The organism is Hymenobacter sp. BT491 (assembly GCF_014349165.1).
Lineage (GTDB): Bacteria > Bacteroidota > Bacteroidia > Cytophagales > Hymenobacteraceae > Hymenobacter > Hymenobacter jejuensis.
Genome location: NZ_JACSJJ010000004.1, coordinates 48,529 through 67,675 on the forward strand (window position 1 = coordinate 48,529; position 19,147 = coordinate 67,675).

A 19,147-nucleotide genomic window follows, 5' to 3' on the forward strand; every position below is an offset into this window, starting at 1 on the left:
TCGCTGCCCCCGTGCATACCATCGAGCCGCATTACAACTGGATCGAGCAATATTCTGCTTCCGAAGACCCACGCTCGCCGCTTTTTGAAGCCGAAAACAGCCTCGACAGCTTCACCAATACCATTTATGGCTATTACATTCATCCTCAATGGGATAGCCTCGATTCGGATACGCTGTTCCTAAAAATCCTGTTTGTCGATTACGAGTTGGGGCTGGGCGTAATCGAGTTTATCGGTGAGTGGAACGACGCCATCGAAAATGACATTATGCTGCTCAAGCGCAACATCATCGACCTGATGGTGCACGAAGGCATCCGCAAGTTTATCCTGATCGGCGAGAACGTGTTTAACTTCCACGGCTCCGACGACGACTATTACGAAGAGTGGTTTGAGGATGTAGAAGACGGCTGGATTGCGGGCGTCAACTTTCAGGAGCACGTCGTTCGCGAAATGCGCCAGTACAATCTCGACAGTTACATCAACTTTGGCGGCCAACTCGACGATCTCCCGTGGCGCACGTACGCGCCGCGCAAGCTCTTTACTGTAGTCGATGGCATGCTCCAGCGACGACTGGGTTAAAATACTTTTGCCAAGTGCCTGAAAGCAAAAAAGGCTCCCCGAACAGGGGAGCCTTTTTTGTAGCTAAGATTAGGTCAGACTACTTGGTAGTGGCACCGTTAGCAGGCTGAGGAGTAGCAACCGAAGGGTTAGCATCAGCAGCATCTTCCATCTTGTCGGAAGTAGCGTCAGCTGAGTCACGTACGGCGTCAGCCTTGTCTTCCAAAGAGTCAGCCTTTGCCTCGCCAGCGTTTTCTACTTGGTCAGCAGCATTCTCTTGAGCGTTTTCTTTTTTGCTGTCGCAAGAAGTGAACGAGAAAGCAGCAGCAGCGATGGCAAGAAACAGTACTTTTTTCATGATTTTGTTTTTAAGAAAGGTGTTGGAGTCTATTTAACTAATTATCAACACCTTGCGTAGCAGTTGATGTTGAAATTCGAGACTTTATACCTCGTCTTTAGAAAGGTAACCCAACCAACTAAAAATAATTATCCTGTTTTTTCAGGACGTGAAGCTATTTCTTCCGGAAAACGATGCCAATGGGCACGCCTTCGAAGCCGAAGTGTTCGCGCATGCGATTTTCTAGAAAGCGTATGTACGATTCCTTCACGTACTGCGGCAGGTTGCAGAAGAAAGCAAACACGGGGTTGTGGGTGGGCAGTTGCGTTACGTACTTGATACGCACCATCTTCCCTTTTACCGACGGCGGCTGGTGCTGCTCGATCTCGCGCAACATGACCTCGTTGAGCTGCGACGTCGGGATTTTCTTCCGCTTGTTTTCGTACACCTGAATTGCCACTTCAATGGCTTTGTGCACGCGCTGCTTGGTGAGTACCGACGTGAAAATGATGGGCGGATACGCAATCGGAGCAATTTTCTCCTTGATGCGCTCTTCGATTTCCTTGATGGTATTGGTCTCCTTGTTCTCGATCAAGTCCCACTTGTTCACCAAGATTACGATGCCCTTGCGGTTTTTGTCGGCCAGCGCGATGATGTTAACATCCTGAGCCTCAATACCACGCGTGGCGTCAATCATCACAATGCACACGTCCGACTCTTCCATGGCCCGAATGGAACGGAGCACAGAATAGAACTCGATGTCTTCGCTTACTTTCGACTTGCGGCGCAAACCGGCCGTATCGACCAAGATAAATTCGTTGCCAAAAGCACTATAGTGCGCTTGGATGGCGTCGCGGGTGGTGCCGGCAATGTCGGTCACGATGCTGCGCTCGGCGCCGAGCAGCAGATTTACCAACGACGATTTGCCCACGTTCGGGCGACCTACTACGGCAATCTTGGGCAGTCCCGAATCGGGCTCTTCTTCCCACGGATCGTCGAAATGCGATACTACCGCATCCAGCAGATCCCCAGTGCCCGAACCGTTGGCCGAAGACACGGTGAAAATCTCGCCGTCGCCAACTCCTAGCGCATAAAACTCACCGGCGGCGTGGGCACGCTGGTTTGTATCTGCCTTATTAGCAACTAGATAGATCGGCTTCTTGCCTTGGTAGCGGCGCAGCACGTTGGCAAATTCTTCATCAAGGCCGTGCAGGCCCGTGTCCACGTCGACCATGAACAGAACCACATCGGCCTCTTCAATAGCGAGTTTTACCTGCTTGTTGATTTCGCCCTCGAAAATATCGTCGGAGTTGTGGACGTAGCCACCCGTATCGATCACGGTGTAATACTTGCCCGTCCACTCGCCGTAGCCGTAGTGGCGGTCGCGGGTCACGCCGCTTTGGTTGTCCATGATGGCCTTGCGCTGGCCGACCAAGCGGTTGAATAGCGTGGATTTGCCCACGTTGGGCCGCCCCACAATGGCGATGGTATTTTTCATACAGTCTGACTCCAGCCGCCAGTCCGACCAAATCTGGCGGTGCCCGGAGTAGTTAAGTGAATGTGTGGTCGGAATATAGGGGCGCTTTGCGAGCGCCGTTATTCTTTATAGCCGAAGCGGCTTAGGGCCTTCGGGTCGGTGCGCCAGTTTTCGTTGACTTTGACGTGGATTTCGAGGAACACCTTCTTGGCGAAGAACTTTTCCATTTCCTCGCGCGCCCAAGTGCCTACTTTTTTCAGCGCCTCGCCTTTTTGGCCAATGATGATGCCTTTCTGGCTGGCGCGCTCCACGTAAATGATGGAGCGCATCCGGATGATATTTTCTTCCTCCTTGAACTCCTCAATGGCCACTTCGCAGCTATACGGAACCTCTTTTTTGTAGAGTTTGAAGATTTTTTCCCGAATCATCTCGGCCGCGAAGAAACGCTCGGGCTTGTCGGTGAGTTCATCTTTGGGGTAAAACGGCGGGTGCTCCGGCAGGCGCTCCAGCACCAGTTCCAGCACGCGCTCCGTACCCAAAGCGTTGAGTGCCGATATGGCCAACACCTCGACCGCATTGGGCAATTGCTCGCGCCAATACGCGATCTTAGCTTCTACCTCAACCTGCTCGGCTTGATCTATTTTATTGATTATCAAGATGATAGGCGTATCCGATTTGCGCAGACGCTCAACGATGGGCTCTTCGTCGTGCTTTTCGTAAATATCTGTTACAAAGAGAATTACGTCGGCGTCTTCCAACGACGAATACACAAAGCTCATCATGGCATTGTGCAGCTCGTATTTGGGCTGAATAATGCCAGGCGTATCGGAGTAGACGAGCTGGAAATCGTCGCCGTTCAGAATGCCCATGATGCGGTGGCGCGTGGTTTGGGCTTTGCTCGTAATGATGCTGAGCCGCTCGCCCACGAGCACGTTCATGAGCGTCGACTTGCCGACGTTGGGCTTGCCGATAATGCTCACAAAGCCAGCGCGGTGCGGTTTAGATTCGGGGTTCACGGGATTTCGGAATAATTTTGCAAAGGTACGACATTCCGGCCGCCGGGCCGCTCATCCCTAAAACATCCGCCGTGGGTTGCTTGTCTGATGGACACGGCAGCTTATGGGGCGGCCGATTTTTCTGCATTCATGGCTTCACCTGCTTCTTCCTTAGGCCGCATCGGCGTTTTGTTGGTTAACCTGGGTACGCCCGACTCGCCCCAGACAGGCGATGTGCGGCGTTACCTCAACGAGTTTCTGACCGACGGCCGCGTCATCGACATTCCGGCGGCGGTGCGGTATCCGTTGTTTCAGGGGATTGTGGTGCCGTTGCGCGCACCCAAATCGGCGAAGGTGTACCAGCAGCTCTGGACCGAGCGCGGCTCTCCCCTGCTCTACCACGGCCTTGATCTGAAGCGCCTTGTGCAGGAGCAACTCGGTGAGCAATACGTAGTTGCCTTCGGGATGCGTTACCAGAAGCCCAGCATCGAAAGCGCTTTGGAAGAATTACGCGATGCTGCCGTCGATCGCATTATTGTACTGCCGCTTTTTCCGCAATATGCGGCGGCCAGCACGGGCTCGGTGCAGCAAAAAGTAATGGAGATCGTGAGTAAATGGTGGGTAGTGCCCAGCATCAGCTTCATCAGCACATTCACCAACGATCCCGGTTTTATCAACACGATTGCCACGCTGGGTAAGGAAGAAATGGCCAAGCACAAGTACGACCACATCGTATTCAGCTACCACGGCATTCCGGAGCGCCACGTGCTGAAAGGCAGCTACAAGGGTTATTGCCAGCTCGGCAGCTGCTGCGATACTTACAACGAAAAGAACCGCTACTGCTACCGGGCCCAGTGCTACGAAACCTCGCGCTTAGTAGCCAAAGAGCTGGGAATCAGCAAGGACCAGTACACGGTCTCGTTTCAGAGCCGCTTGGGCCGCGACCCATGGCTACAACCCTACACTGACTTCGTCTTGAAGGATTTCCCCGCCAAAGGCATCCAGAACGTGCTGGCTTTCAGCCCCGCTTTCGTCGCCGATTGCCTCGAAACTACTGTGGAAGTGGGATTTGAATTCAAGGAAATGTTTGAAGCGGCCGGTGGCAGCCATTGGCAGTTGGTGCCCTCGCTCAACTCGCATCCGCTGTGGGTGCAGGCTGTAACGGATATGGTGCGAAATAACTAGGCAGTGTTAAACCACATAAGTATTTAATTATCAATTATTTATGTGGTTTAACTTACGTTCTCAGACGGATGCTGCGCGGAACCTAGCCGGGCCGGGCGACGCGTGTAGAAGCGTGAAGCATCGTAGGAATCGCCGGTGTAAAAGTCATTCGAACCGGCGACGGGCACCGGCAGGTTGAGGGCGCGCAGCATGGCTTCCTCGTATTCGCGCGAAATGTAAATGTCGGCGTAGGGCGGGTAGTTGATTACGGCTTCTTTGGTCAGCGAAGGCACGAACACGTTGTCGGCTTCGTCGTCGAGGGCGGCGGCCCCGATGGGCAGCAAGATGTGGCGATCGCGCTCGTTCACGTTGAAAGACGCGTCCAGTTCCACTTCCAAGTAGCGCACTTTCATGGCTTCGGGCTCCACGATGAGTTCGTACACTTCGCCGAACTTTTCGCCGTCGCTGCCGCGCACGTCCCAGCCGCGCACATCGGGGTTGCCGTCGGCTACTTCAAAATCGGAGAGATCGCGCAAGCGGCGCAAGTGCATGCCGGCTGCTGGCGGGATGGCATTAGGTTCCATTGCAGAGGATGTGGAATTGAATCAAAAACGTGGAAAAGCAGCGGACAGCCACTCTCAATACAACTTATTGTAAATCAGCAAGTTATTTCTCGGCCGGCTGGCTAAGCGTCCGAACGACCTCAGCCGCTTGGGCAAAAAACTTGTGTAATTGCTCCTGATCAGCGGCCGTGCTCCGACCGCTTAGCTGTTGCGCTTGTTCCGCCAATTCGCCCACGGGTTTTTCCAACTCTGGATACGCTTTCTGCTGCATGGCCTGTATCAAGGACGCAGCCGCTACAAGGCCTGGGCGAAGGCTAGCGTTCTCTTCGTTGAGGCGGCTGGTGGCGCTGGTGAGGTCGTTGCGACGCTCCTGTACGGTAGCATCGCGCAGGTCGTCGCGGTCGGCCAAGTCCACCAAGGTTGCACTTAGCATGCGCAGGCCACGCCGGCCATAATCGGGCTCGTTGCCTTCGGCTTTGGCATATGTGGCGAGTTCCTCCGGCGAAGCGGGCGCGTCGTCGGTAGCCATATCGGCCACGGCGGCGCTGCCATCGGCTGGCGGCGGAGTGGACTGAGCGGTTTGGGGCGAGTCGGCGACCGCTCCCGGAGCGGCGGCACTGGTCCCTACCGCGCCGGCGGGTAGCGGCTCAGGAGCGGCCGTCGGCTCGCGCAGGAAAAAGTAAGCCAACAACCCCAGCACTAGCAAAACCACCAAAACCAGCAGCCACGGACTCGGCGAAGATTTCTTTCGTTGAATGTTGATGTCGGCCATGGAAAAGCGGGAACGAGTGAGGAAAAATCGGCCATCGCCACCGGCGGCAATGGGATATCGGCAAAGAATACGTAATTCGCTGGAGTTGGTATGCTTGCCTGACTTTCGTTCTCCTCTTTTGCTGCGAATATGGTACCCGATGAAATCCTCATCGACCTACAGGCCAAGGGCTTGTTGTCGCCGGAACAAACTGCCGCCGTTGGCAATTACGAGCATACGCGGCCTTTTTCCCTGCACTACGAGCTGCGCACGCTGCTGTATTCGGGTATCGTATTGCTCAGCGGCGGGCTGGGCGTTTTGCTCTACCAACACCTCGACGATATTGGCCACGGCGTACTAGTAGCCGCCATTACGGCCCTGATGGCAGCGTGCTTTGCCTATGCCGTTCGGCACCAATCGCCGTTTACCTGGGAGCAGGCACCGCGCGCCGGTGTGGTCCCTGACTATCTGCTGCTCTTGGGCTGCCTGTTGTTTCTGACGCTTGAAGGTTACTTACAAGCTCAGTATGAGCTGTTTGGCACGCGCTATGGACTGGCTGTTTGCATTCCAGCCGCGTTGTTTTTCTGGCTGGCGTACCGCTTCGATCACCGGGGCGTGCTCTCGATGGCCATTACGGCCCTCGCTTCCTGGATAGGGCTTTCCATTGCGCCGCTGTCGGCTTTTACTGAGAACAATTTCTTCCGCTCCGGCCTCGGCGGCGCGGCGGTGTTGCTGGGCTTGGCCCTGATGGGCGCCGGATTCGTTTCGGAGCAGCGCAACCTGAAGCGCCACTTTGCTTTCACGTATCTTTCTCTGGGTAGTAACCTGGCCCTGATTGCCGCTACGGCCGCGTTGCTTTCGTCGGAGCCCACGCTGTTGGGTACTATCGCCGCGCCGCTGGTGCTGCTTCTGAGTGGGTTCCTGATCTGGTATGCCCGTCGCACGCACTCGTACTTGTTTTTGCTGATGGGTGCGGTGTATGGCTATATCGCCTTCACCTACTTATTTTTCAAGCTGTTCGATTCTAGCTCAGAGCTCCTTACCCTATACTTTCCATTCACCACCTTCGTGATTATCCTTCTGTTTGTCAAAGCCAAAGAGATTGTCGGAAAGCCATGATTCTGAAAGCCTATAATCCGGCTTGGGCGCGGGCTAAAGCCACCCGTGAAGCTGCTGCTCGCTGGCAAAAACAAGGACTCCTTAGCCCAGCACAGCTCGACAGCATTTACGCGACCCATCCGCTTGACTATTACCGGCCGCATATTTTTCTGCGCATTGCGCTGTTCATTTTCACGTGCTTGGGAAGCGGTGCAGCGTCGGGTTTCTTTAGCTTGTTTGGCCTGAGCAATTACTTCCTTGTGGTTTGCGTATTGTCGGCTCTAGGATGCTTGGTGGTGCTGGAAATCGCGATCAAAAGCTCAAAGCTTTACCACGCGGGCCCCGATAATGCGCTGTTGTACATGACGCTAGGTTGGCTGACAGCGCTGGTGTTTTACAGTGTCAGCCTTGCGGTACCGGCAGCGTTTCGCAATAGCTTTTCACCAGGCAATCCGTTTTTGCCCTTGGCGCTGATTCCGGTGCTGGGGCTACTAGTAGCTGCTGTTGTCCGTTACGCCGATCGGCTTGTATCGGCCTTCGCTTTTATGATATATATCTTATTGATATTCAATATTTTATCGCACAGCACTATAGGCCGCTTGTTGCTTCCCTTTGCGCTCATGCTGGCTTCCGCAGCAGCCTATTATGCCGTTTGGAAAGTCATGCAGCACGTCGACCGGTTTTATTATCAAGCGTGCTTCACCGTGCTGAAAGCCCTGTCTCTGAGCGTGTTCTACCTCAGCGGCAACTACTTGGTTGTGCGGGAAGGCAATGCCCTGCTCAACGACATGCCCGCCTCCACGCAGATTCCTTTTGCTGCGCTTTTTTACTTTTTTACGGTCAGCATTCCGGTGGCATATGTGTACGTCGCGCTGCGAAAGCACGACCGCGTCTGGCTGCTGATTGGGCTTTTGAGCGCGGCTTTCTCCTGCTACACCATCCGGTTTTATCACAGCATTCTTCCACCCGAAATAGCGGCTACGTTTGCCGGCGTGGTGCTTATCGCTTTCGCCATCTGGGCGTTGCGGTACCTGCACACGCCTCGCCACGGCCTGACCTCAGTGGCTGAGGGCGAAGAGCCTCTCTCGTTTAGCTTAGAGTCGCTGGTAGTGGCCCAAACCGCACCCAGCGCTCCGCAGCCCGAGCCGGCTAGCTTCCAGTTTGGAGGCGGGCATTCGGGCGGTGGCGGAGCCGACAGCAGCTATTAATGGCCCGTTACTGCACAATCGGCAGCGGAATAAAGTCGGCCGGGGCCGGATTCAGCGTACCTCTCGGGCCTTGCACCTTAGCCAAAATAGCCTCCAGCAACGGCCGCATCGAGTTGAGTTGCCGCGTTTTGATCATGAAATTCCAGAGTGGCTCGAAGCGTTTCCATCCGCCAGCATAGGCAAAATGCTTGATCTGGTGCTTGAGGGAAGTATGCGCCAAACTGGCTTTCGTGATATTAGCCCACGAATAAAACTCGCGATAGGCCCAGTCGTAACCCGTTTTGAGCTGTTCGGCCGTGAGGTGTGGCCCTGGTTGGTGCACCACCGTGCGGGTGTCGTACTGATCCCAGCGGCGGTGCAGCAGCCGACCTTCGGCCTCGATGCGTTTGAAGTAGTCGGTGCCAGGGTAAGGGGTAGCGATGTGAAACGTAGCGGTGGTAATTCCTTGTTTCACAGCCCATTCTACGGTGCGCGCAAACACATCGGGCCCGTCGTCATCGAGGCCAAATACAAAGCTGCCGTTGATCATTATGCCGAGGGCATGCAGGCGCTCGATGGCTTGCGCGTAGTCGCGGCCCAGGTTTTGGCGCTTGTTGCTGGCCCGAAGGTTCCGCTCGCTGAGCGTTTCAAAGCCCACAAACAAACTCCGTAGGCCCGCTACCGCAGCTTTTTCCAGCAAGCTCGTATCGCGCAGGATACTATCGACGGTGGCCGCGCCCTGAAACAGACGGCCCATGCCGCGCATGCCGTCGAAGAGTGAAGCCGCAAACCGCTGGTGCCCCAGCAAATGATCGTCGAGAAAATACAGATGGCGGCCCGGCAAGCGGTCGATTTCGGCCAGCGCATCGTCGACGGGCTGGGTATAAAACGATTTGCCACCCTCAAAAAAGGCGTCTTTGTAGCAGAAATCGCAGTGGTGCGGGCACCCGCGCGTCACGACAATAGAGTTCGGCACTAGGTATAGCTCCCGCCGGATCAGGTCGCGCCGGATTGGCGGCACGCCTACCAGCGTCCGCACCGACGACTCGTAGCGCGGTTGGGGCCGCCGTTGCTGCCAGTCGCGCAAAAACTGCGGAAACGTTTCTTCGCCCGGCCCTAGGAAGATGCTGTCGGCATGTGCCGCTGCCTCGGCAGGCAAGCTGGTAACGTGCAGCCCGCCCAAACATACGTAGCTCCCCCGGCTGCGGTAAAGGTCGGCCAGTGCGTAAGCCCGATATGCGTTGGTGATATATACTTGAATCACAACCAGTTTCGGCGCATCGTCGAGGCGCAGGGGTTCGACGTGTTCGTCCTGCAATTCTGCTTCCCAACTATCGGGCAGATAAGCGGCTAACGTCGCTAAGCCCAGCGGCGGAAACAACGAGTATTTGATCGGGCGCCAGTAAGGGTTAGTAGCCTCTGTAAGGGCCGGCAGAATGAATTTGACACGCATAGCTCGTAACCGTTAGGTAATGACGAGCGAAAGGAAGAAAACTTACTTTGAAATACAAAGTACTTTATTGTAGGAAGAAAAAATTATCAAGTAAAAAAGTAAAGGCCATACACCTAGCAGGCATCTGTCCTTTACAACTAGTTAATTATCAATTACTTACACAGCTACCTTGCGATACATTTTGGCAAGCTGTTCCACGGCGAAGTCTACCTCTTCCAGCGTGTTGTATTTACTCATCGAAAAGCGAATGGCCCCCCGATCTGGGTCGGTCCCTAGGGCCGTGAGTACGTGAGAGCCCGCGTTGGCACCGCTGGTACACGCCGACCCACCCGAAACCGACACATGATTGATGTCTAGATTGAACAGCAACATCTCGTTCAACTCGGACGGCGGCAGGCTGACGCTCAGCACCGTGTACAGGCTTTGGTCAGCTTCGGTCGAAAGCCCGTTGAACTGCACATCCTCGATTTCGGCGCGCAATCGCACAATGAATCGGTCTTTCAGGGCTTGAATGTGGCGTTGGTGGTCGGCCATGTTGCGGCAGGCGATTTCCAAGGCCTTGGCCAGGCCCACAATGCCATACACATTCTCGGTGCCGGCGCGCAGGTTGCGCTCCTGCGAACCGCCATGAATCAGTGAATTAACCTGAATCTCAGAGCGACGATACAGAAATCCCACGCCTTTCGGGCCGTGAAATTTGTGTGCCGAACCTACCAGAAAATGTGCCTTGAGTTGCTGCACATCGTGGCGGTAATGGCCCATGGTCTGCACCGTATCGGTGTGATAGACAGCCTTATGCGCTTGGCAAATTTCGCCGATGCGCTGAATGTCGTTTAGGTTGCCAATCTCATTATTACCGTGCATCAGGCTTACGAACGAGCGCGAATGCGTTGCCAGCAGATCATCCAGATGCTGCAAATCCAGGCGACCGCGCTCGTCGTGGCGCACGTAACTCAGCTCAATATCTCCGGCTTTCTCCAACGCCTGCAACGTATGCAACACGGCGTGATGCTCGAGCGGCGACGTGATGGCATGACGCAGCCCTAGCGTGCGCACAGTCCCGAACGCTGCGTAGTTATCGGCCTCCGTTCCCCCCGACGTAAAAGAGATTTCGGCCGGTGCCGCGTTGATCAGGTGGGCAATGGTTTTGCGGGCATTTTCGATGGCTGCGCGCACCTTTCGGCCGTGTCCGTGGATGCTGCTGGGGTTGCCAAAGTGCTCCCGCATAAACGGCAGCATGGCGTCCAGCACCTCCGGGTCGAGGGGTGTGGTGGCGGCGTTGTCGAAATACACTGCCATCGGAGCAGGCGACAAAGGAGAATCGGAAGAGTGATGCATAGCGAGCAACCGATTGAAAAAGTGAGTTGCGCCGAGGTGACGCAAGAAAAGTTTGGCCCAAAAATAAAGGATTCCGGCAGGGCAGCCAGAATCCTTTAGCAACTAATTGACTACAAGCAATTTACAACAAGGCATTAGGCTTTCACCGAAATGATTTCTTTGATATCGGCAATGATCTTGTTGGCCAAGTGGTCCGCCGTAGCATTGGAATCGGACTCGGCGTAGATGCGAATGATGGGCTCGGTGTTGGACTTGCGCAGGTGCACCCATTCCTTGTCGAACTCAATTTTCACGCCGTCGATGCTGTTGATGGGCTGCTTGATATAGCGCTTTTGCATCTGGCTCAGCACCTGGTCAGTATCGATGTCGGGGGTCAGCTCAATCTTATTTTTCGAGATAAAGTAACTTGGGTACGAAGCCCGCAGGCGCGTCATGGTAAGCCCCGATTTAGCTAAGTGCGTCAGAAACAGCGCAATGCCTACTAAGGCGTCCCGGCCGTAGTGCAGCTCGGGGAAAATGATGCCTCCGTTGCCTTCACCACCAATGACGGCATTGGTTTCCTTCATCATGTTTACCACGTTCACTTCGCCCACAGCAGCGGCGGCATATTGGCCGCCGTGCTTTTCGGTTACATCGCGCAGGGCGCGGGTGCTGCTGAGGTTGCTAACGGTGTTGCCGCCGCCGTGCTGCTTAAGCACGTAGTCGGCCACGGCTACCAAGGTGTATTCTTCTCCGAACATAGTGCCGTCTTCGCTGACCAGCGCCAGACGATCTACATCCGGATCGACCACGATGCCCAAGTCGAAGCTACCTTTTTCGATCACCCGCGCGATGTCGCGCAGATTTTCGGGCAGCGGCTCTGGGTTGTGCGCGAAGTCACCGGTTGGCTCGCAATACAGCTTCTCCACTTTCTCTACACCCAATGCTTCCAGCAGCAAAGGCACTGCAATGCCGCCGGTCGAGTTAACGCAGTCGATAGCCACCCGGAATTTTTTGGCGCGAATGGCTTCCACATCCACCAGTGGCAACTTCAGGATGGCTTCAATATGCTTTTGCAGAAAAGTATCGTCGGTGCGATACTGTCCGAGCTTCGTAACCGGCGCAAAATCAAAGGCTTCCTCATCGGCTAGGGCCAGCACGCGCTGGCCTTCGGTATCCGAAATAAATTCACCCTGTGCATTCAGCAATTTCAGTGCATTCCACTGCTTGGGGTTGTGCGAGGCCGTCAGAATTATGCCACCGCCCGCTTGGTGAGCCGGCACGGCAAGCTCTACGGTAGGCGTTGTGCTCAGCCCCAGATCAATAACGTCGATGCCTAATCCCTGCAAGGTCGCGGTCACCAACTTATTGACCATTTCGCCCGAAATACGGGCGTCCCGCCCGATAACGATCGTGTTATTCTGAGTTGTTTCCTGCACCCAAGCGCCGAATGCGGCTGCGTACTTGACGACATCAATGGGGGTAAGGCCTTGGCCTGACGCACCGCCGATGGTACCCCGAATGCCTGAAATAGATTTGATCAGTGCCACAAGAAATGGATGTGATGAAGTCGCAAAAATAGACAAATGCGCCTGCTTTCCCTACGCCTAGCTCCGATTGCTACTGCTGGCTAAGTGCAAATTAAATAGCTGTACGAAGCGGCAACCGAAATCGCCTTGCTCTAGTAGTACTAGTCTGGGAAATGTATATTTGACTCAATGGAAAATACATCATCTATCCGACGACAGGAGCAGTTAGCGGCTTTTGGGCGCTTGCTCGACGTGCTGGATCGGCTGCGGACCGAATGCCCATGGGATCAAAAACAGACCCTTCAAAGTTTGCGACATCTTACTATCGAGGAGACCTACGAACTTTCCGATGCCATCCTGCGCAACGATTTGTCCGACCTGAAAAAGGAACTCGGGGACGTGATGCTGCATTTGGCTTTCTACGCCAAAATTGCCTCCGAAACTGGTCACTTTGATATCGCAGATGTCCTTAATGCTCAATGCGATAAACTTATTTTCCGTCATCCGCACATCTACGGCGACACGAAAGTCAACGACGAAGAAGACGTCAAGCGAAACTGGGAACAAATCAAGCTTAAAGAGAAAGGAAATTCCTCCGTGCTGGGTGGCGTGCCTACCTCGCTGCCCGCCTTGGTGAAAGCCATGCGTATTCAGGAAAAAGCGCGGGGTGCCGGTTTTGACTGGGAGCGGAAAGAGCAGGTATGGGAAAAAGTACAGGAAGAACTGCAAGAGTTTGGTACCGAATACCTTGACGCCCAAGTTTCGGATGAGGCTCAGCAGCGGGCAGCCGATGAATTCGGCGATTTGCTTTTCTCTCTTGTCAACTTTGCTCGTTTCGCCGGCATTAACCCTGAAGAGGCTTTAGAACGTACAAACAGAAAATTCATCCGCCGCTTTCAATATTTAGAAACAGAAGCTGCTCGTGAAGGATACCGCCTTGCCGAGCTTACTTTGGCTGAAATGGATATTTATTGGGAACGCGCAAAACAACTCCCCACCACAAACGATCCCATCCCGACTTCCAAAAACTAGCTTTTTTCATAAAAAAAAGCGGTTTAACGCGCTTAAACCCATTTTTCTTTTGGCAGCGTGGGTTTTTTCCTTAGGTTTGCCAAGGCTAGACTCTCTATGGAACAGGCCCCGCACACGAGCAGACCCACGATTTTCACACTGCATTTTTGGTGCAGAGCGTGCGGGTGAGCGGGGCCAGCGTTTTTGTTTAGTCAACCGTTTGTTTACCTTTTTTCTCTCATTCAACCTTTCACCAACAACACCCTAATTCTCCGGAACAATGGAACAAAAGAATGCCATGAACAAGAACGTGCGGCCTGCCGCTCCTGCTGCACCTAAAGGTGAGGCAAAAGGCGGGTCTGTGTTTGCCGCCATCGTGATTCCGTTGGCACTTGTAGTCGCCGTCGTGATTTATATGTTTGTTCTGGGCAACCCAGGGAACTTTCAGGGCAATAACCCCGAAAACAACCCGCTGCCAGGCAACTACTTAGGTGTTGTGTACAAAGGAGGCTTCATTGTGCCTATCCTGATGACCATGCTCATCTTGGTAATCACCTTCTCGATTGAGCGCTACCTGACTATCGGCAAAGCAAAAGGCACTAAGAGCATCGAAAGCTTCGTGCGCTCAATCCGCCAGAAGCTGAACGTGAACGACATCACGGGCGCTATCGCTGTATGCGATCAGCAAAAAGGCTCGGTAGCCAACGTAGTAAAAGCTGGCCTGCTGAAGTATCAGGAAATGGCGCGTGAGCGTGGTATGGACAAAGACCAGAAGATCCTGTCGATCCAGAAAGAGATCGAAGAATCAACTGCTCTGGAGCTGCCAATGCTCGAGAAGAACTTGGTTATCATCTCGACCCTGGCTTCGATCGCCACGCTGGTTGGTCTGCTCGGTACGGTATTCGGTATGATCCGGGCATTCGCCGCACTGGCTCAGGCTGGTAACCCAGACGCAGTAGCTCTTGCCAACGGTATCTCGGAAGCTTTGATCAACACGGCTTTGGGTATCGGTACTTCGGCACTGGCTATCGTTGCCTACAACTTCTTCACCAGCAAAATTGACGAGCTGACTTACAGCATCGACGAAGCTGGTTTCAGCATCATTCAGACGTTCGCTGCTCAGCACGGCGAAAAGGAAACTTATACGGCTTAGGCTGCGGTTAACGCACTAAAGGCTAGTTCCCTTACGTTACTGAATCAAGCTACTTAACCACACCACAAATGCCCAAAGTAAAGCCCCATAGAACGTCCCCTTCGCTGGATATGACCCCGATGGTGGACCTGGCATTCCTGTTGGTGACCTTCTTCATGCTCACCACCAAGTTTTCTCCTGAGGAAGCAGTGGTGGTGGATACTCCCTCTTCTACGTCGGAGCTACGCCTGCCAGAAAGCAACGTTATCACCATTTCCGTTGACAAGGACAAGCGTGTGTTCTTCGGCTTTGACAGCGATAAGGCCAAGCCCAAGTTGCTGGATTACGTTGCTGCCAAGCGTGGCGTAAGCTTTACGCCGCAGCAAAGAGCGGAATTTGCCAACCTGCAAAGCTTCGGCGTTCCGGTTGAGCAACTCGGCTCTTTCCTTAACGTGGAGAGAGAACAACGGAAAAGCATCAAGCAGCCCGGTATTCCTGCCGACTCGCTCAACAACCAGATCACCGATTGGGTAGTTGAAGCGCAACGTGCAAACCGGGAAGCAATTGGCAAACCCGCTTATATCGCTATCAAAGGCGATGGCAATGCCGATGTGCCAACCGTGAGGAAGATCATCAAGTTTCTGCAGGACAAGAACATCAACCGTTTCAACTTGATCACGGACTTGGAAACTAAGCCAACCGCGCTCAAATAACCTGACTGTAGAGAAATGGCAGAAATCCAACAAAAAGCCGACTCCGGCGGGAAAGGCGGGAAGAAGCGGGCCAAGAAAATGTCGACCAAAATCGACATGACACCGATGGTGGACTTGGCCTTTCTGCTCCTGACTTTCTTCATGCTGACAACTACGTTCAGCAAGCCGACTGTAATGCAGGTCACCATGCCGGTGAAGCCAAAACCGGACGATCCAGAACCACCGGCAATTAAAGCTTCGAATGCTTTCACCATCTTGATGGGCGAAAACAATAAGGTTTACTACTACGACGGCTTGCTGTCGTCGGATACTAAGCCTGAACTGAAGCTTTCGAATTACGGCCCCGATGGCATCCGGAAAGAGTTGCTGCAACGCCGCAGCAACAAAGATCTGGTGGTGCTGATCAAGCCTGACGACAAGGCACAATACAAGAACATGGTCGATATCCTCGACGAGATGAATATTACCGGCCAGAAAAAATATGCGCTGGTTGACATTTCCAAGGCGGATGAAGACCTAATTAAATCATCAGGATTATGATGGACAATGCACAACTGGCTACTGCGAGCTTCGACGATATCGTCTTCGAAGGTCGTAATAAAGCCTACGGAGCTTACGTGCTTCGGCGGTTGTACAGCAGTCACATCACTCGTGCCCTTCTTATTGCAGTAGCGCTTTTCGCACTCTTCGTAAGCTTTCCGCTCATCGCGCGGATGTTTAGCCCAAAAGAAGATGTTCAAGCAGCTAAAAACCTGAAGGTCAACGAGTTGATGGAGGCTCCGCCGCTGGATGAAACCAAGCCGCCGCCCCCCCCACCTCCACCCGAGGCGCCACCACCCCCACCGCCCAAGCTCTCCACTATTAAGTTTGTGCCTCCAGTTGTTAAAAAGGATGAGGAAGTGCGCAAGCAAGAGGAGATTCCGGACCAAGAAGAGTTGAAGGATAAGGTAGTTGCCACTGAAACTGTAAAAGGTAACACGGACAACCCTGCTGACTTGAACGGCCTTGAGTCTGGAGATGGTAACAAGGTGGTAGAAGAGGTAGTAGAAAACAAAGTCTACACCTACGTGGAGCAAATGCCCACACCTCCTGGTGGTATGGAGGCCCTCCTGCAGTACATCGGCAAGAACATCAAGTATCCGGCGATGGCACTGCGCAACCAAGTTGAAGGCAAAGTATTCGTTGCTTTCGTAGTTGGTCCGGACGGCGCTATTTCGAACGTAACAGTGCAGAAAGGCATTGGCGGGGGCTGCGACGAAGAAGCAGTTCGCGTAATCAAAGGCCTTCCGCGTTGGACACCTGGTAAGCAGAACGGACGTGCAGTAAGCGTTTCGTTTACGGTTCCGGTAACTTTCGCTATTAAGTAAATTCTACTAACGCGACATCTTTTGGTCGCTACTTAAAAACCCGAATCGAGCTAGCTCGATTCGGGTTTTTTATTGTCAAAATTATTCTCGCCATGCATACTAATATTTCTATACATCTCGTTTTTACGTTGAAAGCCAGAGCAGGAGGCGGTTTGTGAAGGGTGCTTTAGGCTTGGGTAATGCGCGTCGCGAACCTCGTTCACCTCTAGCCATATAACCCCATGAAAACCCTCAACCTGCTCACCGCCTCACTGGACGAAATTGTCTTTGAGGGCCGCAACAAAGCGTATGGTGCTTTTGTCCTGCGCCGGATCTATAACCGGCACCTTATTACGGCGGCCTTCACTGCGTTTGCGCTGTTTCTGCTGTTGGTTAGCATCCCGTTGGTTGTTCAGAAACTATGGCCAGACCCTGTTGTAGCGCCAGTAATTGAAATTCTGCCGCCGCCAATAACATTCATTGCTGACCCCACGCATCCTAAACAGCCGGTCGTCCCTTCTCCTACTGCTAAGCCGATTGTAGTTACACCGCGTACAGACATTACGCCAACGGTAGTAAAAGATGATCAGGTTAAACACCCAATTACTACCGTACAGCCACCGCTGGTCAACAGCACTACGCCGGGTGATGTTACCGGCTTAGGTGATATTCCGGCCGGCACGGGTGTAGGAACTGGTACTGGAACAAGTGATACCGGCCACGCAGTACCACCTCCTCCTACTAAACCTTTCGTTTATGCTGAAGTGATGCCCGAATTTGCTGGTGGGGCCGACGCATTGCAACGCTACATGCAGCGCAACCTGAGGTACCCAAGCCAAGCCTTGTCGAACAGCATATCGGGGCGCGTATTTGTTGCCTTCACCGTAAATGCTGATGGAAGCATTTCGGACGTCGAGGTTGTGAAGGGCTTAGGCTACGGTACTGAACAGGAAGCCGCTCGCGTGGTAAGAAACATGCCGGCCTGGACCCCCGGACGCCAGAATGATGTAGCAGTGCCGGTTCGCTACACCATGCCCATTACCTTCCGTTACGAATAATTTTTTGCGTGTCCGTTCGTTCTGAGTAACACCTCCAGAACGAGGGACTTCGTCTTTCCGAAGTCAAAAATTGGTTAGCTTCTTTGAAGCGGCCAATTTTTGACTTTTTTTGTACTACTGATAAATAGCGTTTTTCAGATTTTCCCGTTAAGAAAAGCGAACAATCTGCCCGCTATTTCTCGTTATAGAAGAAATTCATCTATTCTACATCCATCAGCATGTCAAACCTTCCGACAACGGATGAAAGATTAGGCCAGCAAACACCCCAGCGAATAGTCCGTTACTTTTCGCTGATTATGGCCGCTGTGTATTTAGGGCTAGGCCTATATTTGGCATTCGCCGCGGGCGATACGCTGCCTCTCGCACCCGGCGCACGCCGTATTTTAGGCTTCGTTTTCGTGATGTACGGAATCATTAGATTTGTTCGCACCTACCAGCAACATTTTAGAAAGCGTTCCGACCATGTCCGTTAACCTGCGAAAAATCAGTTCATCTTTAGTACTAGCAAGCTTAGTGCTGGCAGGGTGCAACCGCGGTGGCGGCGCATCAGATGAGTCATCGGATACAGCCACCAGCGGCAAAATCAACATCAGTGTTGACGAGACCTTCCAGCCTATTGTGAAGTCTCAGGTAGATACCTTCCAAAAGCTGTATCAGTATGCTAAAATTCAGGCGGCCTACAAACCGGAGGAAGAAGTAGTACAGGACTTGCTCAAAGGCTCAGTACGGGTAGCGGTAATAGCTCGTGATCTGAACGCTACCGAAAAAGCCGAGTTTGATCGCCTAAAAATCGTACCCCGCTCTACCCGGATTGCTACCGACGGGCTGGCCATCATATTGCACCCGAGCAATCCTGATACCTTGCTGACTATAAGCCAGTTACGCGATATCTTCACGGGCAAAACGCAACAATGGAGCCAAGTCAGCGGCAAGAAAGGCTTGGGCGAAGTAAACGTAGTATTCGATGCCAACCGCTCCAGCACTACGCGTTATATTCAGGATTCGGTATCGAGGGGCGGTACGCTCACCAAACGGGCTTTTGCTGCCAAATCGAACCCTGCGCTGCTTGATTACGTTGCTACCCATCCCAACGCTATTGGTGTTGTGGGGGTCAACTGGATCAGCGACCGGGACGATGCTGCGGTACAAAGCTTTCTTAAGAAAGTCCGCGTAGCAGCGATCAGCCGCGCCGCTAATCCGCAGAAAACAGATGATTATCTGCAACCGTATCAGGCATACTTGGCGCTGAAGACTTACCCGCTACGCCGAGATGTGTATATTATCAGCCGGGAAGCCCGGGCAGGTCTTGGCACCGGTTTTGCCTCCTTTGCAGCCGGCAACAAAGGCCAGCTTATCGTGTTGAAGTCGGGGCTTATGCCGGCCACGGGTCAGACCCGCATCATCACGACCAACCAACAGTAATACCCTACTCCTTTTCCTTTCGCTTTTTCACTAAACC

General features: G+C 53.4%; 19 protein-coding genes. 11 read left to right on the plus strand and 8 right to left on the minus strand.

Annotation, left to right across the window (positions count from 1 at the left end):
- The first annotated feature begins 11 nt into the window (after nt 1–11).
- Entirely contained in the window at nt 12–578 is a 567-nt protein-coding gene (locus H9I52_RS16920; protein WP_139514896.1) for a hypothetical protein, read from the plus strand.
- A 79-nt stretch (nt 579–657) separates the two neighbouring features.
- Here H9I52_RS16920 and H9I52_RS16925 read toward each other — a convergent pair whose 3' ends face one another.
- The 3 genes from H9I52_RS16925 to era form a co-directional block, all read right to left on the minus strand.
- Nucleotides 658–915, minus strand: a complete 258-nt coding sequence (locus H9I52_RS16925; RefSeq protein ID WP_187454861.1) for a YtxH domain-containing protein — start codon at nt 913–915, stop codon at nt 658–660.
- 154 nt (nt 916–1,069) lie between these two features.
- On the minus strand, nt 1,070–2,392 hold the full coding sequence (gene der / locus H9I52_RS16930) for a ribosome biogenesis GTPase Der (RefSeq protein ID WP_139514898.1): 1,323 nt from the start codon (nt 2,390–2,392) through the stop codon (nt 1,070–1,072).
- 98 nt (nt 2,393–2,490) lie between these two features.
- Nucleotides 2,491–3,387, minus strand: a complete 897-nt coding sequence (gene era / locus H9I52_RS16935) for a GTPase Era (protein WP_139514899.1) — start codon at nt 3,385–3,387, stop codon at nt 2,491–2,493.
- A 129-nt stretch (nt 3,388–3,516) separates the two neighbouring features.
- Here era and hemH point away from each other — a divergent pair, with 129 nt between their 5' ends.
- A complete protein-coding gene (gene hemH / locus H9I52_RS16940) occupies nt 3,517–4,551 on the plus strand; it encodes a ferrochelatase (protein ID WP_187454862.1) in 1,035 nt (344 codons plus the stop codon).
- Between the two features lie 47 nt (nt 4,552–4,598).
- On the opposite strand, the gene H9I52_RS16945 is transcribed toward hemH, so the two are convergent.
- Together H9I52_RS16945 and H9I52_RS16950 are read right to left on the minus strand one after the other, a co-directional pair.
- Nucleotides 4,599–5,114: a PRC-barrel domain-containing protein gene (locus H9I52_RS16945; protein WP_187454863.1), complete on the minus strand. Its 516-nt coding sequence runs from the start codon at nt 5,112–5,114 to the stop codon at nt 4,599–4,601.
- An 82-nt stretch (nt 5,115–5,196) separates the two neighbouring features.
- Nucleotides 5,197–5,865, minus strand: coding sequence for a hypothetical protein (locus H9I52_RS16950; RefSeq protein ID WP_187454864.1), 669 nt, complete (start codon nt 5,863–5,865; stop codon nt 5,197–5,199).
- A 129-nt stretch (nt 5,866–5,994) separates the two neighbouring features.
- Here H9I52_RS16950 and H9I52_RS16955 point away from each other — a divergent pair, with 129 nt between their 5' ends.
- Together H9I52_RS16955 and H9I52_RS16960 are read left to right on the plus strand one after the other, a co-directional pair.
- Nucleotides 5,995–6,963, plus strand: coding sequence for a DUF2157 domain-containing protein (locus H9I52_RS16955; protein WP_187454865.1), 969 nt, complete (start codon nt 5,995–5,997; stop codon nt 6,961–6,963).
- Nucleotides 6,960–8,150, plus strand: coding sequence for a hypothetical protein (locus H9I52_RS16960; protein ID WP_187454866.1), 1,191 nt, complete (start codon nt 6,960–6,962; stop codon nt 8,148–8,150). Before H9I52_RS16955 ends, H9I52_RS16960 begins: the two co-directional genes overlap by 4 nt.
- 7 nt (nt 8,151–8,157) lie before the next feature.
- On the opposite strand, the gene H9I52_RS16965 is transcribed toward H9I52_RS16960, so the two are convergent.
- The 3 genes from H9I52_RS16965 to glmM form a co-directional block, all read right to left on the minus strand.
- Nucleotides 8,158–9,582, minus strand: a complete 1,425-nt coding sequence (locus tag H9I52_RS16965) for a B12-binding domain-containing radical SAM protein (RefSeq protein WP_187454867.1) — start codon at nt 9,580–9,582, stop codon at nt 8,158–8,160.
- Nucleotides 9,583–9,738: 156 nt separating this feature from the next.
- Nucleotides 9,739–10,881: a cysteine desulfurase family protein gene (locus tag H9I52_RS16970; protein ID WP_187455278.1), complete on the minus strand. Its 1,143-nt coding sequence runs from the start codon at nt 10,879–10,881 to the stop codon at nt 9,739–9,741.
- Between the two features lie 173 nt (nt 10,882–11,054).
- Nucleotides 11,055–12,449, minus strand: coding sequence for a phosphoglucosamine mutase (gene glmM, locus H9I52_RS16975; protein WP_187454868.1), 1,395 nt, complete (start codon nt 12,447–12,449; stop codon nt 11,055–11,057).
- A 168-nt stretch (nt 12,450–12,617) separates the two neighbouring features.
- Here glmM and mazG point away from each other — a divergent pair, with 168 nt between their 5' ends.
- The 7 genes from mazG (at nt 12,618) to H9I52_RS17010 (ending at nt 19,110) form a co-directional block, all read left to right on the plus strand.
- Nucleotides 12,618–13,460 (plus strand): nucleoside triphosphate pyrophosphohydrolase, encoded by an 843-nt coding sequence (gene mazG, locus H9I52_RS16980; RefSeq protein ID WP_187454869.1) that lies wholly within the window; start codon nt 12,618–12,620, stop codon nt 13,458–13,460.
- Between the two features lie 259 nt (nt 13,461–13,719).
- A complete protein-coding gene (locus H9I52_RS16985; protein WP_222940552.1) occupies nt 13,720–14,592 on the plus strand; it encodes a MotA/TolQ/ExbB proton channel family protein in 873 nt (290 codons plus the stop codon).
- Nucleotides 14,593–14,660: 68 nt separating this feature from the next.
- Nucleotides 14,661–15,284 (plus strand): ExbD/TolR family protein, encoded by a 624-nt coding sequence (locus H9I52_RS16990; protein WP_139514908.1) that lies wholly within the window; start codon nt 14,661–14,663, stop codon nt 15,282–15,284.
- Nucleotides 15,285–15,299: 15 nt separating this feature from the next.
- Nucleotides 15,300–15,824: an ExbD/TolR family protein gene (locus H9I52_RS16995; RefSeq protein ID WP_187454870.1), complete on the plus strand. Its 525-nt coding sequence runs from the start codon at nt 15,300–15,302 to the stop codon at nt 15,822–15,824.
- Complete coding sequence (locus tag H9I52_RS17000; protein ID WP_230471312.1) at nt 15,821–16,651, plus strand: energy transducer TonB; 831 nt, start codon at nt 15,821–15,823, stop codon at nt 16,649–16,651. Before H9I52_RS16995 ends, H9I52_RS17000 begins: the two co-directional genes overlap by 4 nt.
- A 221-nt stretch (nt 16,652–16,872) precedes the next feature.
- Nucleotides 16,873–17,688: an energy transducer TonB gene (locus tag H9I52_RS17005; RefSeq protein ID WP_187454871.1), complete on the plus strand. Its 816-nt coding sequence runs from the start codon at nt 16,873–16,875 to the stop codon at nt 17,686–17,688.
- Nucleotides 17,689–18,150: 462 nt separating this feature from the next.
- Entirely contained in the window at nt 18,151–19,110 is a 960-nt protein-coding gene (locus H9I52_RS17010; RefSeq protein WP_187454872.1) for a PstS family phosphate ABC transporter substrate-binding protein, read from the plus strand.
- The last annotated feature ends 37 nt before the right edge of the window (nt 19,111–19,147 follow it).

Excerpts from the sequence above, each read along its gene's own strand:
- H9I52_RS16925 (WP_187454861.1), bottom strand. The coding sequence starts at position 915 with ATGAAAAAAGTACTGTTTCTTGCCATCGCTGCTGCTGCTTTCTCGTTC.
- der (WP_139514898.1), bottom strand. The coding sequence starts at position 2,392 with ATGAAAAATACCATCGCCATTGTGGGGCGGCCCAACGTGGGCAAATCC.
- hemH (WP_187454862.1), top strand. The coding sequence starts at position 3,517 with ATGGCTTCACCTGCTTCTTCCTTAGGCCGCATCGGCGTTTTGTTGGTT.
- H9I52_RS16945 (WP_187454863.1), bottom strand. The coding sequence starts at position 5,114 with ATGGAACCTAATGCCATCCCGCCAGCAGCCGGCATGCACTTGCGCCGC.
- H9I52_RS16950 (WP_187454864.1), bottom strand. The coding sequence starts at position 5,865 with ATGGCCGACATCAACATTCAACGAAAGAAATCTTCGCCGAGTCCGTGG.
- H9I52_RS16955 (WP_187454865.1), top strand. The coding sequence starts at position 5,995 with ATGGTACCCGATGAAATCCTCATCGACCTACAGGCCAAGGGCTTGTTG.
- H9I52_RS16960 (WP_187454866.1), top strand. The coding sequence starts at position 6,960 with ATGATTCTGAAAGCCTATAATCCGGCTTGGGCGCGGGCTAAAGCCACC.
- H9I52_RS16965 (WP_187454867.1), bottom strand. The coding sequence starts at position 9,582 with ATGCGTGTCAAATTCATTCTGCCGGCCCTTACAGAGGCTACTAACCCT.
- H9I52_RS16970 (WP_187455278.1), bottom strand. The coding sequence starts at position 10,881 with ATGGCAGTGTATTTCGACAACGCCGCCACCACACCCCTCGACCCGGAG.
- mazG (WP_187454869.1), top strand. The coding sequence starts at position 12,618 with ATGGAAAATACATCATCTATCCGACGACAGGAGCAGTTAGCGGCTTTT.
- H9I52_RS16985 (WP_222940552.1), top strand. The coding sequence starts at position 13,720 with ATGGAACAAAAGAATGCCATGAACAAGAACGTGCGGCCTGCCGCTCCT.
- H9I52_RS16990 (WP_139514908.1), top strand. The coding sequence starts at position 14,661 with ATGCCCAAAGTAAAGCCCCATAGAACGTCCCCTTCGCTGGATATGACC.
- H9I52_RS16995 (WP_187454870.1), top strand. The coding sequence starts at position 15,300 with ATGGCAGAAATCCAACAAAAAGCCGACTCCGGCGGGAAAGGCGGGAAG.
- H9I52_RS17000 (WP_230471312.1), top strand. The coding sequence starts at position 15,821 with ATGATGGACAATGCACAACTGGCTACTGCGAGCTTCGACGATATCGTC.
- H9I52_RS17005 (WP_187454871.1), top strand. The coding sequence starts at position 16,873 with ATGAAAACCCTCAACCTGCTCACCGCCTCACTGGACGAAATTGTCTTT.
- H9I52_RS17010 (WP_187454872.1), top strand. The coding sequence starts at position 18,151 with ATGTCCGTTAACCTGCGAAAAATCAGTTCATCTTTAGTACTAGCAAGC.